Raw genomic sequence first — 15948 nt, forward strand, 5'->3', positions numbered from 1 at the left:
AAGCCATGCAGTCAATCAAGAAAGCGCTTAGGTGGCAATGGCTCCGTGTCGGCGGGGCGGCGATCGTATGTGCCTTAATCTTCACGCTCGGACCGCATATCTCGGTCGGAGGATTTGCGCCGCTTGACAGCCTTCGCAGCCAGATCGCGGCATCGATGCTGATTCCGGTCGGATACACCGTGATCTACTTGATCCAGTCCCAGCTTTACAAGGTTCAGGCCTATTTTGAAGACCTCGTCCAATCACGAGTGTCGGGAGCGCTGGACGCGGGTGGGGCCGAGCAGAAGAAGGGAGACCCAAGGCCTTCCGACCGAAGTGTGGGGCAAGCCAGCACGCTTGCTGAAAGAGAGCTGGAGGCGATTCGTCATCGTTTCCGCGAGACCCTTACCACACTCAAGGGGCGCCGCTACGCAGGAGGTATCAGCAGGCGGTGGCTCTATCAGCGGCCCTGGTATGTGATGATCGGTCCGCCCAACTCGGGGAAGACCACAGCAATAGTCAATTCCGGGCTCAGCTTTCCGATGGCGGCGAGGTCCGGTCTGAGAGCCGCCGGTGGGTTAGCGGGTACGGAAAACTGCGACTGGTGGATCACCGATGACGCGGTGTTCGTCGACACTGCTGGGCGCTACACGATACAGGAGGGTGATGCAGACCGGGACAAAGCGGTTTGGCGTGGCTTGCTTCGTATGCTCAGACGCTCCCGGCCACGGCAGCCGCTGAACGGTGTCTTAGTCACGATCGCAATCAGCGAGCTGAATTCTACATCCGAGGAAGTGCTCGCCGATCGCGCGCGCTGTATCCGTGAGCGGCTCCTCGAAGTGTACAGGGAGCTTCGCCTGCAACTGCCGATTTATGTGCTTTTCACTAAGAGCGATCTGCTGGCGGGATTTGTTGAATTCTTCGACGATCTGGGTCGCGAGGGGCGGGAGGCGGTGTGGGGGTTCACCTTTGCGCAAGAGGCGTCGGAGGACGAAGGCGATCCGATGGCGTTTGCCGCAGCATACGATGCGCTTGTTGGCCGCCTAAACGAAAGGCTGCTTGAACGAATGCAGCACGAAAGCAACCTCCAGCGTCGTGCGCTCATGTTCGGCTTCCCACAGCAGGTCGCTAGCCTCAAGCACCTGACGCAACAGTTCTTGAAGGAAGCCTTTGGCGGGAATTCGTTCCAGGAACCGCTTATGCTCCGCGGCGTCTACTTCTTAAGCGGCACGCAAATTGGCATGCCCTTCGATCGAGTTGCGAACGCCAGATCTCAGACCTTCGAGATCGCTCAGCCGCCCTGTACAGCGCTTCGTGGCCCGGGCCGTAATTATTTCATCAGCCGGCTGCTGCGCGAAGTCGTTTTCGCCGAAGCTGGGCTCGTCGATGCCAATCACCGCTTCGATCGGCGCCAGCGGCGGATCCGGTACGGCGCCTACACGATGATAGCGGCGGTCATTGTTACCGCCAGCGTCTTATGGACGTTCAGCTATATTCGGAATGTTCAGCTGATCGAGAGCGTTCGCCTAATGGCTGGCAGCTATGCCAGAGGGGCTGAAAAGCTGAAGCTCGACCGGGTTGAGAGTGGCGATCTTCGACCCATCCTGCCACTGCTTCAGCGGCTGCGTGATGCCAACGGCGACAGCGCGGGCGGCCGCCTATCAAGTTCGGGTCTCGACCAGAGTAAGAAAATCAAGGTTCAGACGCTCGCGGCGTACCGCCGCGCCGTGAACACCATCCTGCTGCCGCGGCTGATGTTCCGGTTGGAAACCTTATTGGTCGAGCGGCACGACGATGATCAGTTCGTCTACCAGGCGTTAAAGGTTTACCTGATGCTGGGTCAGCAGGGTCCGCTCCAGCGCGCGGTCGTCAAAAACTGGATGGCTGCCGACTGGCGAGTGATGTTTCCGGCCGAAGCCGATGCCGGCCTGCGCAGCGCGCTCGCTGATCACCTGGATGCACTCATGGAAGGGCCGCTGCCCCATAGTGAGCTTAATGGCGAACTGATCGAGAGGAGCCGCGCGAAGCTCCAGACCGTCTCGATGGCGCGCCGCGTCCTCGACATCATCGCGACCAGTCCCGAAGCCTCGCGGGCGCCAACCTGGCGTCTGGCCGACCATGCCGGGCCGCTGGCGCAGGGCGTCCTGGCTCGCAAATCGGGACAGCCGCTCAGCGAGGGGGTTCCTGGCATCTACACGAGGGCGGGGTTTTACGGAACCTTCCTGCGATTGCTGCCGCAAGTGGCTGACGCTGTCGCTGCAGAAGGCTGGGTTCTCGACTCACAGGTAGTCGCGCCGATTGCAGCCGGTGATGTGAGCCAGAAGCTGCGGCGTTCGGCGGCGGATCTCTACGCTCAGGAGTTCGCGTTGCGCTGGGACCAGCTCATTGGCGATATGTCCATCCGCCCGTCTGGGGGTATCGATGACGCGCTGCGCACCTTGAACACGCTGTCCGCGCCGACGTCACCAATGCGCCTGTTCCTTTTCGCGGCGGCGCAGGAGCTAAAGCTCAAGCAACCACCGGCTCCCGAGGACGGCTTGACGAAAGGTGACAGTGTCCCCCAGGGCGAGGTGTTGCCAAGCGAGCTCGAGGCACTGTTCCGGTCTCAACCGGCCGCGGACACGCCTGAAGCTCACGTCCAGCTCTATATGGGCGATCATTTCCGGTGGCTGCACCAGCTGGTCGAAGTGCCGTCGAACAGCCAAGCGGGCGCGCAGGCGCCGATCGACAGTGCTCTCCGGGATCTCGGCGAACTGTATCGCTCCCTCAGCCAGGCGCAGGGGCTGGCGGGTTCGAACATCTTGGAACACAACGGGCAGGCGGGCGTCGCCATCCAACAGATCGAGGCGGGGGCGGCCGATCTGCCCGAACCCATCCGGCAATGGATCCTCGGCCTCAGCCGCCACAGCTCGGACCTAACCGTCAGCGGCATGAGGCGCGGGTTGGCGAGCGGTTGGGCGGGCGGCCCCGGCGATTTGTGCCGACGGGCTACCGAAGGACGGTATCCCTTCGCGAGCGGATCCCGCCGGGATATCCCTTTGAGCGATTTCGCCCGGCTGTTCGGCCGCAAGGCGGAGATCGACACTTTCTTCGCCGAGAACCTTTCCCCATTCGTCGACAAATCCAAAGGTTCGTGGCAGTTTCGGCCAACGAGCGGTGTCGATTTCCCTATCGGCCGCAATACCTTGGCCCAGTTCCAACGGGCAGCCACGATCCGCGACACCATGTTCGATGATGCCGGCCAGGTGTCAGTTGGATTCCTGCTCACCGTCGCCGAGACCGATCCGTTGACAGACCAGGTGGTGGTAGACATCGACGGCCAGCGCCTCGAACATCGACGAGGAACGGCCGCCGCGGCCATGCATTTCCATTGGCCTACGGCCGGCGGCGTCGGCGGCGCTTCCGTCGCTTTCATCGGTTTTCAAGGCGCCACCCTCTCTAAGAGCGGCCATTGGGCGCTGTTTCGCCTCTTAAATGAGGCGGATAAGCAGCCATTGGGAGGAGGGGACCTTATTCAGGTACGACTGGTGTCCGGTCGCCATTGGGCGGTTTTTAACCTCCAGCCTGACAGCGTGATGAGCCCGTTGTCCCGCAATCTGCTGTCAGAATTCCGATGTCCAGATTTCTTATGAACGCCGGGATAGCATCCGACTGGCGCTGGGAAAGCCCTATGGGGTCACGAGACGCCCACGCAGGTCTGCGGCGGGAGAGGTCGGCATGTCGGTTGCCGGCCGGATCGGAGGCGGTCACGGCTGCGACTGGCGGCGATCGTCGCTTGATCTCGGCGCGCCGCTTTCCCGCTCGACTAGACCGCTGGAGAGCGCGGTCACCTCCATCAGGCAGATCTTCGGGAAGTTGGGTGATCAGATCCTGTCCCACCCTATCAACCGACGTACACTGATCTAGAACAGGAAACTGGAGAGATATAATGGCCGGAATGAAGCACAATAGGACAAGAGCGAAGAAATTTCTGCAGTTGATCGACCAGACGAAGAACAGAGCGGATTTGGAGTTCTGCTTTGCGGTCGGCACGGTTGGCGATCTGCGGAAGCCTGCTGTCCTGGTGAGTAAGAAAAAGCTCAATGGATTGGCACAAACTTTGAAAAACATGCCTTTTGAAGATGATGAGGATAGTAGTAAGGAGAACTTTTCGCTTCTGCGGAGAGGCACGGGCAGGATGAACGAAAACGGCGTTATCCTCGTCAAGTTGGCTGATGGTGGAAAGGCCGGGTTCCCGCAGGTCCAAAAGGTGATGAAGAAGTATTTCGTGAACTTCCGCATGAGGTTGCCTGACATGCAGGAAGCAGGAATCTTAACTGAAGAAGACATTCAGCAGTTTGAGATGAACGCCGAGGAGAACTCCCAATTTCTTCCACCCGACGACTCTGAAGAATTCAATCGGCCGATGACGGCGCTCGATAGCGCGGAAGGGAACTCTGCAGGGAGTGTTGAAGAAACCGAAGAGAGAAGCAAGCGTGAAGGCGGGGCTGAGCTCCTGGAGCAGCTTCTCCCGGAAGTGAAGGAGGGCATTGCCGCCGCGGCCGCGACCATTTCCAATCACGCAGTAAGTCTCAGCGCGCAAATTGGCGCGGGACAGACCGCAGAGTTGTCCCATCTGACCACGAAGATCGCGGATTGGCTGCAACGTGTGCTGGCTGCGACGCCTCCGGAAGAGCAGGAGGCAACGCTGCACAACTTCGCCGGCCGACTTCTGTTGATGCTGGCCTATCCTGAGAATCTGCGAAATCTTCAATATGTGGATGACATGCCCGATGGGGCGGGGCAGGGCGAGACAAACGGCGACCGCCGCGAAGAGGTCGTGGTGAATGGGATCGATCTGAACAGAGTTCCAACGGGCGCTCTCGATCAAGACGAGGTAGTAGAGTCCTTGTTCCGTCTGATCAAGGCAAAGGCTCAGGAGCGACAGCTTTCTTATCCGCTAGAGAACGCGAATTCTGAGAGGATTGCGAAGATAGTGTCGTCGCAATGGCCGAAGGAACTAGGCGATGCAGCCCGTAGGCGCGCGGTTGTGGAGCGTCTGATCGCAGCGGTGGTCCCGCGGCTCGGTAACGATGATCAACTTCTGGTCCTTCTTGGCATCGCAGACCAGCCCGAAAGGACCAAATCCATCGAGAACTCGGTCGAAAGTATCATAGCTATATGGCAGGCTCATCTCGACGCTGCCTTGACGCTGCGGGATGAGGTAAAGAGCAAGATCAACCAGATGGTCGATGTGGAAGCCCGCGGCGGAACGTGGAGGTATGTCGACGACATCTTCCTGCAGTTCGGAGGAGAGCTTTCAGATCAGCTCTCCGCCATCACCGAACGCAACGGTGAGGCACTGTCGAGCGCGACCGAGCGTGTCCGAACCACAGTCCAGAAGAAGCTCGATTATCTCAACGGCAGCGACATTGTAGCCATGCTTGACAATCCTCCAATCGACATCGGTCCGGGCACTATAGGGCAGACGCTGCGGGAAGGGCTCGCGGCCATCACCGATGGACTGAAGCGCATCGAAACCTCGCGCGCCGCGCCCGCCGCGTAATAATCGCCTGTCTCGATGCCGGCCGACCCACCGGAAGGCCGGGCTAGCAGGCCATCAACGGCCTCATCAGCGACGGAAGGAGTTCCGCCGCTCAGGTGGGTCAGCGAAGCGGTGAAGGAGCGGCGCACCAACAGAGGCTCTTCTTCATCGGCTGCCGCTTCAACGACCAGATGCTGCGCACCTACGCCCGACGGATCATGACGCGATCCAACGCACCACGTTTTGCGGTGCTGGATGCGGCAGCGCCGACCAACAACCAACGCCGTTTCCTTGCAGCAAGCCCGATCACGCTTATCGACGTGCCGACTGGCGAAGCTGCGGCTAGGTTTATCGGCTGAAAACCAGAGTAGAGAAGGAGTGTTGCGGGTACGACGATACACGAGGATTTCGGAGGTCGGTCGTCGGCACCGACGTCGGAGGCGGATTTGCCGTAAACGTTGATCATCACGACCGCTGTTTGAAAGTGCCGCTCGCCTTGCTATGATCCACCCATTCCTTTTTGCACGCATTCCATCCACAAAAACGATTTTACTGCTCAAAACGATTGCCCTTAGAAAACGCTGAAGAGCGCTGTGTAGATTATGTGGAGTTCTAAAAAAATGGGTCCACAGGTGCGGAGACGATGCTGGAAATTCGACCTGGAGCCCTCTGTCAGTTGCCTGGCCTCGATTGTTATCTTACGCTGGTCGTGATCGGGCAGAATCTTCACCGTTGCTTCTCCCGTTTCAGTGCTGATAGGGCTCTCACAAGAAGCACTGTTCCCTGGTCGACTAACCTGTGAGTGCATCTCCCACAATCACTAGAAGCCAGAGCAGGCGCGCTCGCAGCCGCGAGGACTTGGTCTGCGCCTTTTGCAGGGCCACCAAACCTCGTGATGTTTTCTTGCGGCTGTCGGGCCGAAATATGAAGGATTGAGTGATGTGGATAGGTTAGGCAGTTCTGCTGCAAGCGCTTCGGCCCGGGTTTCTGTGCGGCGTCGCAACAATGATCAAGAAGGTTGCGCAGGATCGGTTGTCGGCAATGTCGCCGCGCCGGTCACTAATGGTATCGGCTTCGACCCCGTGAGCTCTAGCTGCACTGTCAAGCGCCACCCTATGAAACTACGAAGGCCGGTGGCCAGGCCAGAGCGACCTACCTTCCGAAACGAACTGGAGAGCAACATGCTGTGTCTAGGGCTCAGTGGCGGTCTAAGCAGAGTCTACGAAAATTCGTTCGATCTACCGAACACCTTTATGCACGATGGGGCTGCGGTTCCCGTTCGCGACGGGCGAGTGATAGCGGCGGTCGAGGAGGAGCGCCTTAACCGGATCAAGCACTCCAACAAGTTACCAACGCGTTCGATTCAATATTGCCTCGCATCTGCAGGTGTTCACCTGAGCGACATCGACCGCATCGCGTATTATGCGACCGAGGCCTATTGCAACGCTGTGCTCGAGCGCGTGCGCCTCTTTCACCCAAGCACCCCAGCATCGGATCCGAGACTGTTGCAACGGGCTCGGGGAAGTCGACACGGGCGCTATATTCCTGTGGGACACCCCGATGTTCCATGTGATCGCCATCGTCACACAGATCTGGCCGCCCCTTGGACGCGTGATGGCACAATGCCATGAGGTTGTCACCCGCGCTCCACCGCCGAGATGAACTCGAAAACGTTGGACCCGGAACTGATTGTTGAGGAATGAACGTCATGAAACGCTATGTAGAAAAAGAGGTGACGGATCAACTCGCTTATAGGCGAAAGATGTTGCAAGATTGGAGAGGAGAGCGCCTCACTGGACACCAGATAAACTTGGCATCAATAGACCTCAACCTCCTGGTCGCGCTCGAGGCTCTGCTCGAATACCGGAACGTGACGCACGCGGGCCAGCACATCGGGCGGAGTCAACCGGCGATGAGCCGGGCACTGGGAAGGCTGCGCGGCATGTTCAATGATGACCTGCTGGTGCGGTCTTCAACGGGTTTGATCCCAACGCCGCAAGGCGAACACTTGGCTCAAAGGCTGCCGTCGGCACTGCGTACGATCCGAGAGATGGTGACAAGCCGCAGCGTAATCTCAAAAGAATGGGGGAGGGGGGCAACGCTGGCGATCCCCGATCATCAAGCTTTGGCTGTACTACCGCGCCTCCTGCCGTGGTTACGCGAGCGTGCCCCTCATCTCGACACACTCGCCTGTTTGCCGTTTGATCGTGCCATGCGGGGGCTTGAGCAAGGTGATATTGATTTGGCCGTTGGGCATATTGACGTGCAACTGCCTGGCTATTTTCGGCGCAGTCTCTATACAGACCGCTTCGCGTGTTTGTTGCGCCACGACCATCCCGCGCTGGCGCAGGAATGGACGATCGACAACTTCGCGACCTTGCGTCACGCTGCCATCAGTACGGACTCCCCCGACCATTTCGGCCCGATCTACGACCACTTGCCCAACCTGCGAGAGGATCGTAGTCCCATACTTTTTTCCAGCGTTCTCACGGCAGCGGTGGTGGCTTCGGGGACGGATTTGGTATTGCTCGTCCCGCGCCGCGTTGCGACCCAAGTTTCCGCGATGCTGCCGCTTAGGGTTGTTGATCCACCCCTCGAGCCGGCACCGTACAAGGTCATGCTCATCTGGCACGAGCGGTGCCATCACGACCCGCAGCATAAATGGCTGCGCAAGGAGGTCGCCGCAGCGTTGGAGACGGGAGCAGACTGACACAAGAAGCGGTGATCGGGATGCTCCCGAAGCATCAAAGAGAGCAAACGGGGATTTTGCGCGGGGAGATGACCAAGGGCTCAGCGCTGCTGCGCCCGAGAGTGCCAGGCATGTTGGACGAATATCGAGACTTGGATGCCTATGTGCTCGCGGGGTCTGCTTGTATCCGGGCTTCTGCTGAGCTGCGGCTCGGCCCTGCAGTGGCGCGGATATCTTCGCGCCGGCTCTCGGATCGACCATTTTGATGGTGATCGTCAAGTGATCAACATTTTTGTCAGCAGGCTCGCCGACACGGTCTGGCACTGCCGGACCGTTGGTTGAAAGACACAGCTTGATATCGGGGACCTCTGTGGCTCCGCGTGCAAATGTCGCCTTTGTCTTCTTCCGGTCATAACAGGCATCGCTTGGTCCGGCGATAAAGAGCACGGAAAGCTGAGGGACTTCATTGGCGACCGCAACGACCTTTCGCAGCGCCTGGTCAGGCGTAGGCCGGCTTTCGTTGGCGCAGTATTTACTATTGCAGTAGTTGCACTGGATATTGCAAGCTGGTGCGGCTACGACGTGCATGCGCGCGAAATAGTAGTGCGCTTTTTCTAAATAGCAGGAAAGGTCCGTGATTTTCTCCCAGACAGCCGGCTCGACGTGGTGCGGCTTTGCGGACGAACCGCACAATGACGCGGCGCAAGCAGTGGACTTCGCTGTGGCCAGCAGTTGGTTCATAGTTGTCGTGCTGGTCAGGTTCTTGAGCGAAATCATTGGTGGGGGCATTAAAGGCTCCGTTGCTGCTTAACGTCCCGGTTCAAGAAGCAAGGGCCATGCCAATGAAAATTGCGTTAGTTTTCAATTGGTTAGAGTTTTTTGTCCGGTTCCCTCCATTTGCGACCCGACATAGGGTTGTCAGGCATTCGACAATAGACCTACGCCGGTAAAATGGCGGCTCGCCTCGAGTGCTTGAGTTGAGGAGGGCAGGTCGGGCCGCTCGACCACACCAGGCTTAGAACTTTCTTTCACCCCGATTTGATGCCCGCGGATGGCATAACCAGCCTAACGTGGGGTGACGCCGAGAGGCGAGCCGCCTGGCCCCAGATTTCTCCCTCGCGTCGATCAGCCGCTCCCGCTCGGTCAGACGAGCCCGATTGGGAGCCAGGCAGGATCGTTCGGATACAGGCTTTGGAGGAGACTTCGCCGAGACAGGCACCGGCAGCCCCGGCGGCCGCAAACGGGGATCCAGTCGACATTGGGCTCTTTCTGGCGAACTCGTCGACCGCATTGTCGCCGAATGGACCGTTAGCTACGTTCCACACAAGCGCAGAGAGGCCCTGGCTGTTCTTGCAGACAAAATCCAACGCACCAATGGTCCTTGATTGCGCGGGAGTTGCTGTCCTACGCACGCTGTTTGAGTTCACAGACGTTCCCTGGGAAGTGGCATTGCGAGGCCAAGTCAAGCGCCGACGGCGCGAATGTCCGTTCGCAGATGCATAGAACGCCATTTTCAACTCAAGACCAGACTTGCGACGGGCCATGGACCACGAAAATGGGTCGAATTGCATGATCGCGAAACGATCCGCGACTGTCCTATCGGTATTGCCGCGGGATAGACGGGCGGACGAGGCGGGGCTGCGCAGCTCCTTCTGGCCTGATGCGCAGGACGTTCACGGAGCGTATACGGGCTCCGCCGAGGGATTCATTGAGTTCACGCTTGGTGTCTTCAAGACCGAACCGCGCAACATCCACCAGATCACCAACGTTCTGATTGAGTTTATCAGCCCGGCGAAGCAGCTGTCGAGAGCTACTTCACTGCGCTCCAACGAGGGCCGGACTGCGGCCGGATCATACGTTGCCAGGTTTCTCCTATGTGGTCGATATTGCGACCATTTTCAGAAAAGGGAAGGGGAGTGGAGAATTGCCGACCGCACAGTGGTCTATGATTGGCTCGAGGAGCAGACACAGCAGGCGGCGTCGCCAGAGATTGAGCGGTTCGGTTTCAGGCAGCCGATCGGAACATCGCATTCTAACGACCCGGTCTATACGCTCGGAAGCGGCAAAGAGCATGAAAGCCGAGGCGGAATAGCGGCGCGTTCAGCTGGTGCCGAACTCTTCTTTTCCGGGACGTGGTGCTAACTTGCTGTCATCTGGCTCCTTTAGCGTTAGATCGCATACGCCGGAGCAGGAGAAGCTAATCCATGAAGCAAGCAGACACCCGCCGTCATTACACGCGCTGCAGGCGGGATTGGCCGCGCTCTGGTCGATGCCTTTGCGACAAACGGCGACATTGTCGTTGCCGTGGATCTTCCTGGAAGCGGAACGGTGCGGTGCGGCGTTGCCGCGCGGCCCTGTGATCTTCAATGTGGCCTCGCTGGGCGGGTTGCTGGGCGATCCCAGACGCAACGGCTACGCTGCCTGGAAGGGGCCTGATCTTGATCACGAAAAGTTTGGCATGCGAGTTGGCGTCGCGTCGAGTGGGCCTGACGGCCATAAGAGCTCGGCTATGTGCGCACGCCGATGGTCGAGAACTGGAACGCGCCGACGAGACGGATCTCGCCGCTATTCGCAGACGCGTGCCGATGGGGCCCATGGGCGCGTCCCGATGATGTCGACCGGACCGTGCGGTTTCCGGTCAGCTCGCACGTCGATCATTCATCGACATCGTGTCGGACGGTCGCCTTGGGCTTGGCGACGGGTCCGGATACGAGCGATTCGAGTTCAAGCGCTTCGGTGTCGTTATTCATGAGGCGCCTGGGGAGTACCTGGGTGATCTTTTAGGGGCTCAACCAGAAGGTTTTCGAACCCGACGGCCATTATCAGAAGATACCCCCAACGGCGATATCGTTGCGGACCACCCAGAAGCCAGCCCCGCCAATCTGCATCGCGGCAGGATCGGAGTGCAGCATGAGGCGGGCCGTCGCAGAGAGTCGCAGCAATTATTGCAGTCTCTAATCTTCGCCTGCGTCCTCCCGTAATACAAGGGCGTATCAACTCAGCCGGCGGCGCAAAAAGTCCTCACGATGAGGCAAGCTTTTAGCCGCGGTTCAAATTGAGGTGTTCGAAGTACCAAGACGGGTCATCATCGGATGAATCTGTCTCGACACTGGCGTCACTCGAATGCTCCTCGACACCTGCTTCATCGTCGCTAAGATACTCCACGGTTTTAGAGAGATAACTCCAAGGTTTGTCGGCGCGCTGCCATCCACCCTTGCTATTCTTTGTCCACTTGTCGGGATGTTGCGTAGGGTCGAGCACCCAGCGATTTTCACCCACATCAACGAAACCCATCTGCTCTAGACGGGTTCCCATCTCCGGCGTAGCGGGACGTGACATGATCAACGGCTGTTCGCCGTCGAGTTGAAGTTGATGTTCGAGCAGAATATCGCCTGCGTTCTCGACAAGCGGATGAGTAACGCGAAGGTCTACAATCGACGTGATTCTTCTTCGACCGGGAAATAGTTCCCGCCACGGCTCGTTTTCGATGCTAAATCCATCCTCTGTTCTTAAAAGCCCAACGCTTCGTTCTCCCAGATCATAGCTGAAATATCGCGCGCTGGGCGTATCATTGTCGGTGCCGCCGTAGAGTCGAGCGATGGTAGCCGTACGCAGGGCTTTAGAGGACACGAAGGGCGAGTACTCTTGTGGATTGACGGAAATGTGCTTGATTTCATCACCGTAAAATTCCCTTACTTTTCTGGCAAATGTCGATCTGTCGAGCACCTTAATTGGAGGTTCGGAAGAGAGCGAGTATGGTCGCGTTGGCGACGAAGGCGAAAGAGCATGGGGATCTGGCGTTGATCGGGACGGCATGCCCGTAAGCATTTGTGCCCCGGTCATATTCTCGATCCACCCCGCCATGGCCCGGGTGCGATCATCTTCCTCGGAAATGTTGTAGCGCAGCGATCGTTCTGAGTTATCCATGGCGGTCTCTCCTGAGAGTGAAAGGTGTGATGAAGCGCATTCTTTTCAGTCGCTTCACATGGGAACGGTGCGCTCACATGTCCGGCCTATAAAGCGGATACGTGACTGCTAGACTCGATGAAGCGGGCGGTGCGCGTTGCATGCGCCGCTCCTGATCCCTTTACCTCAGCCCAAGCCTCGAGGATCCGCGAAAGCGTGGCTCCCTTCGCCAGACCATCGTCGAATCGGCTGACAGTCCGTCGGAGGTGTCTGCGCCGCGGCAGGGCTAAGATTAGCTTGAATGTTAGAGGCGTCTCGGAAAATTTACCGCCCCGCGGGCCTGTTCTGTTTTCACCGTTGTTGGTCTCCAATTGCAGATTACGCATATGCTAGTGCAACCGGACTGGTCGCCATCATGCAAAATCGATATTCTAAAATGCTTTGGAAAAGCGGAGCCACGTAGACCCCTTAGGTGGTGAAGTGGACCTGCCACTGCGAATTTCCTCCAGAAATGATTAGAGTCCGGCCCATCAAAGGACGGACGAATGAAGAAGCAGAGATTTACCGAAGAGCAGATAATTGCGGTACCCAAGGAGCAGGAGGCAGGCGCGAAGGCGGCCGACCTCTGCCGTAAGCACGGGATTTCGGAAGCGACGTTTTACAACTGGAAAGCCAAGTACGGTGGTATGGAAGTGTCCGAGGCCAAGCGGCTGAAGGCGCTTGAGGACGAGAACGCCAGGCTGAAAAAGCTGCTGGGCGAACAGATGCTGGATGCGGCCGCGCTCCGCGAGCTTCTTGCAAAAAAATGGTAGGGCCTGCCGCCAAGCGTGAAGCCGTCACGCATCTGAAGGCCGTGATGGGTCTTTCGGAGCGGCGGGCCTGCCAGATCATATCCGCCGACCGCAAGACGGTGCGTTATCGGTCCTGCCGACCGCCGGAGGTGGCGCTGCGGGCAAAGCTGCGTGACCTTGCAAACGAGCGTCGGCGTTTCGGCTATCGGCGACTGTTCGTCCTGCTTCGACGGGAAGGAGAGCCGTCCGGCGTCAATAGGATCGAGGTTCCAAATTTGATTTCCGGAGGACCGGCATCGATGTACCCAAGACGGAACCAGCCGCGCGATGACGATTCTCGCGAAGTAAGTGAGTGGATCGAAGGCGTGACCGGAGCTTTCGATACGGACGCCTGGATCCGGGAGTACAATTCACAGAGACGAGATGTGGAACAGGATCTGAGCGACTTGCGCCTCGGTTCGCACGACAGTGACGCCGGCGACCGTGTGCCGCGTCGCAGATCCGTGGGCGGTTCGATGCGAGTGGCGCCGCAGTCGTTGGCGCCGGAGAACTCGTTGAGCGGCGCCCGCCACAGCATAGACGTCTCTCGGGCGGGCTCCAGCAGCTTGCGATTCGGCGGCTCGGGGAGCAAGACATCGAGCAATATGGCGGAGGCGGGCGAAGTCGCCGCGCCGCCGCAGGGCAAACGCCGCGGATTTACGTCGCGCATGGCGTCAGGGTTCAAGAAGGCGTTCGGATTGAGCAGCGGCAAGACGTCGTCGCGGAGTTCGGGGCAGCAAGACGTCGATGCCGCAACGGAGACTCACGTGGTCTCAACCAAGGTTCGCGTCGATTACGCCAAGCGTGGTCGCCCCGCCGACCGGGACATGCATTCCGATGACGAGTCCCGCATCAACCAGTTCGCGGAAGCAGTCCGAGGCTACGAAATTCTACCCGACGGTAGCATCGGCCGAGGGGACGGAAGGGTTCCCGAGCGTACCTTGACGACCAATTTAGGGATTCTTAGGGGGTTCGCTCGTTGGCTCCGAGCAGAGAACAGAGATTCGATGGCTTCTCGGCTTTTAAACGATCCAGATTCACTAGCCGTTGATATCGCGGATTATTGGGCAAGTGGTGGGGATGGTCAGGACCGTCTTAAGTCAGCACTGTCTCATTTCAGGAGGCTCGCGCCTGAGGGGCAAGAACTCCAAGCCGTTGGACCTGGGCCGCGCCTGATGGGGCGCCAGATACATGATCCTTATCCCGACGACGCCCGCGTCATTGATAGCTTGGCCAAGGAAGAGCTGAGTAAGTTCGGACCGGTCCCGACTTCTCGGAATAATACCAGTCACCAACGAAAGTTTAGCGCTTGGCTCCAAAGGGAGGGCAGGGAGAGCATAGTCAGCCGACTCACCGGTACTGATCAGCAGCAACAGTCGTTGCAAAAAGATTACCAAGACTTCACCGAAGACATGGGAAAACACACTATCTCTTTCAAGCGGCTTCGGCAGTACCAGCAAGTCGTTGAGGCGAACGCAGCGTCGGGGTTGTCCCCTGAGCAGGCAAGTGGCCGGGAACCGGCCGGTCTGGACGGCCGTTCGGATCCACGTGCCGAGTTCAGATCAACTTCGCCGCTGCAGCAGGTTGATCCATCGATCGAAGGCCGCAGCGGATTGTCGCTCGACCATATCGAATGGCTGGGCGACCAGCATATCCAGACGGATTATGAGCTGCTAATGCAGGACTTGCAGCGAAACGATCCGGATCTCGCCGCCAGGACGCGGCTTATCGATCCCCTGATAGCCCATTATCATCTGCGCCTGGGCGATGAGAGCACCGCGCTGAGCGCTTTCCAGCGCATCGTTAATGATCAGAATGGAAGAGATACAGCCGACTTCCTGTTCCTTCCAGTGAGCGATGCCAGTGCTTCGGATCCTGATCACCGCGGCACCCATTGGTCGCTGCTACTCGTTGACCGTCGCAACCGCGAGGGGCCGGCTGCCTATCACTATGACTCCTTCCGGGGCCAGAACAACGAGTTTGCAGCAATGCTCGCACAAAGGTTGGGTACCCGTCTGGAGCCCGTCCGCATGACCCAACAGCGCAACGACTATGATTGCGGAGTCTTCGTGGTTGACGGCACGCGGGCGCTCGTTAGACGACTGGCACGAAGAGGCCGGCCAGCCGTGCTGCACCTCGACAACCTCGTCGCCGATCGGGAGCAACTCCAACGACGTCTGAGCCCCGCGCCCAACAGTGCTCGAGCGGGGGCTGCGGCGGCTGGACCGGAGTCCTCCACACAGATCGCCGATCCCGCAGAGTTTTGGCATGGAGTGGGTCAACCCGGCCAGCTTCCCGATAGCTGGAATACAGCGACCTTCCGGCAGGATTTGCCGTCAGCCGCCTATTCACCGGTGCAAAGCGTCAATCCGCCAGACGCACCATGGGAGCAAAGCTTGGGGGCATCGATCTTCGGCACCCCACAGTACACGCTGCCTGTGGACGACTTGGGAGGAGCTGTCCCTCCGAGCTGGCAACACCGCAATCAACCGGCACCGGCTGGCCTTCGGCTTGCAATGTCCTGGCTTGAGTTGCTGCCGAGCGCGGACAACCCCCAGACCAGCATCACTATCCATGGTGTGCCCTACACGGCCACTCTGGGGCCATCAGGCATGGAGAACGACATTTACCTTTTCCTGCAATAGGGTGGAGATGGATCGAGCAATAGATGCCAGTGGTTCTTGAAAAAGCACCAAACCGTTGAGAGAGAATCCGTTTTTACGCGGCCACGTGCAGCGCGCCAACCCAGATGAGACGATCCCCAGTGCCGGGGGCGACATCGAATGTGCACGTCGCCAGTCTTCCTTCAAAACGTGACGTTTGGCCAGCATCCCAAGAGGCGACGGCTGTCGCATCTGAGGTGTAGACAGATACGGATGCGGGAAGAGCCTCGGGTGCGAAGGATGCTGGCGCGGCCGCTGAAGTGCTTAGTGCCGTCTATGACGGCCTATCCTTTGCGGGTTCTACTATGGCTTCAGGCCAGGACGAAACCTGCCCATGGCGCCGGATGCATTTCATAC

Annotated in this window: 6 protein-coding genes and 5 pseudogenes; 9 read left to right on the forward strand and 2 right to left on the reverse strand. The window is 58.7% G+C overall.

From position 1 onward, the window contains the following. The first annotated feature begins 5 nt into the window (after window positions 1–5). From tssM to Tal182_RS25655, 5 genes and pseudogenes are all read left to right on the forward strand, one after another. A complete protein-coding gene (gene tssM, locus Tal182_RS25630; RefSeq protein ID WP_085861380.1) occupies window positions 6–3611 on the forward strand; it encodes a type VI secretion system membrane subunit TssM in 3606 nt (1201 codons plus the stop codon). 296 nt (window positions 3612–3907) lie between these two features. Then, complete coding sequence (locus Tal182_RS25640) at window positions 3908–5524, forward strand: hypothetical protein (protein ID WP_085861381.1); 1617 nt, start codon at window positions 3908–3910, stop codon at window positions 5522–5524. A gap of 143 nt (window positions 5525–5667) precedes the next feature. Beyond that, window positions 5668–5862, forward strand: a pseudogene (locus Tal182_RS25645) (hypothetical protein); the annotation flags it as partial. 822 nt (window positions 5863–6684) lie between these two features. Next, window positions 6685–6963 (forward strand): annotated as a pseudogene (locus tag Tal182_RS31940) (carbamoyltransferase N-terminal domain-containing protein); the annotation flags it as partial. Between the two features lie 239 nt (window positions 6964–7202). Next, window positions 7203–8213, forward strand: coding sequence for a LysR substrate-binding domain-containing protein (locus tag Tal182_RS25655; RefSeq protein ID WP_008536072.1), 1011 nt, complete (start codon window positions 7203–7205; stop codon window positions 8211–8213). A gap of 210 nt (window positions 8214–8423) precedes the next feature. Here the strand turns inward: Tal182_RS25655 and Tal182_RS25660 are convergent. Next, window positions 8424–8981 (reverse strand): annotated as a pseudogene (locus Tal182_RS25660) (radical SAM protein); the annotation flags it as partial. Window positions 8982–9761: 780 nt separating this feature from the next. Here Tal182_RS25660 and Tal182_RS25670 point away from each other — a divergent pair. Both Tal182_RS25670 and Tal182_RS32945 read left to right on the forward strand, forming a co-directional pair. Beyond that, the gene (locus tag Tal182_RS25670) at window positions 9762–10334 is read left to right on the forward strand and encodes a nuclear transport factor 2 family protein (protein ID WP_164517823.1); all 573 of its coding nucleotides are present in this window, start codon (window positions 9762–9764) and stop codon (window positions 10332–10334) included. A 515-nt stretch (window positions 10335–10849) separates the two neighbouring features. Next, a pseudogene (locus tag Tal182_RS32945) lies at window positions 10850–11114 on the forward strand (LLM class flavin-dependent oxidoreductase); the annotation flags it as partial. Between the two features lie 117 nt (window positions 11115–11231). On the opposite strand, the gene Tal182_RS25685 reads toward Tal182_RS32945, so the two are convergent. Then, a complete protein-coding gene (locus tag Tal182_RS25685; protein ID WP_085861385.1) occupies window positions 11232–12119 on the reverse strand; it encodes a host specificity protein in 888 nt (295 codons plus the stop codon). A 524-nt stretch (window positions 12120–12643) separates the two neighbouring features. On the opposite strand from Tal182_RS25685, the pseudogene Tal182_RS25690 reads away from it, so the two are divergent. Together Tal182_RS25690 and Tal182_RS25695 are read left to right on the forward strand one after the other, a co-directional pair. Next, a pseudogene (locus tag Tal182_RS25690) lies at window positions 12644–13152 on the forward strand (transposase); the annotation flags it as partial. A 252-nt stretch (window positions 13153–13404) separates the two neighbouring features. Continuing rightward, complete coding sequence (locus tag Tal182_RS25695) at window positions 13405–15573, forward strand: Ulp1 family isopeptidase (RefSeq protein ID WP_245344894.1); 2169 nt, start codon at window positions 13405–13407, stop codon at window positions 15571–15573. Window positions 15574–15948: the final 375 nt, after the last annotated feature.

Origin of the sequence: Rhizobium sp. TAL182 (assembly GCF_002117725.1) — a bacterium.
Lineage (GTDB): Bacteria > Pseudomonadota > Alphaproteobacteria > Rhizobiales > Rhizobiaceae > Rhizobium > Rhizobium esperanzae.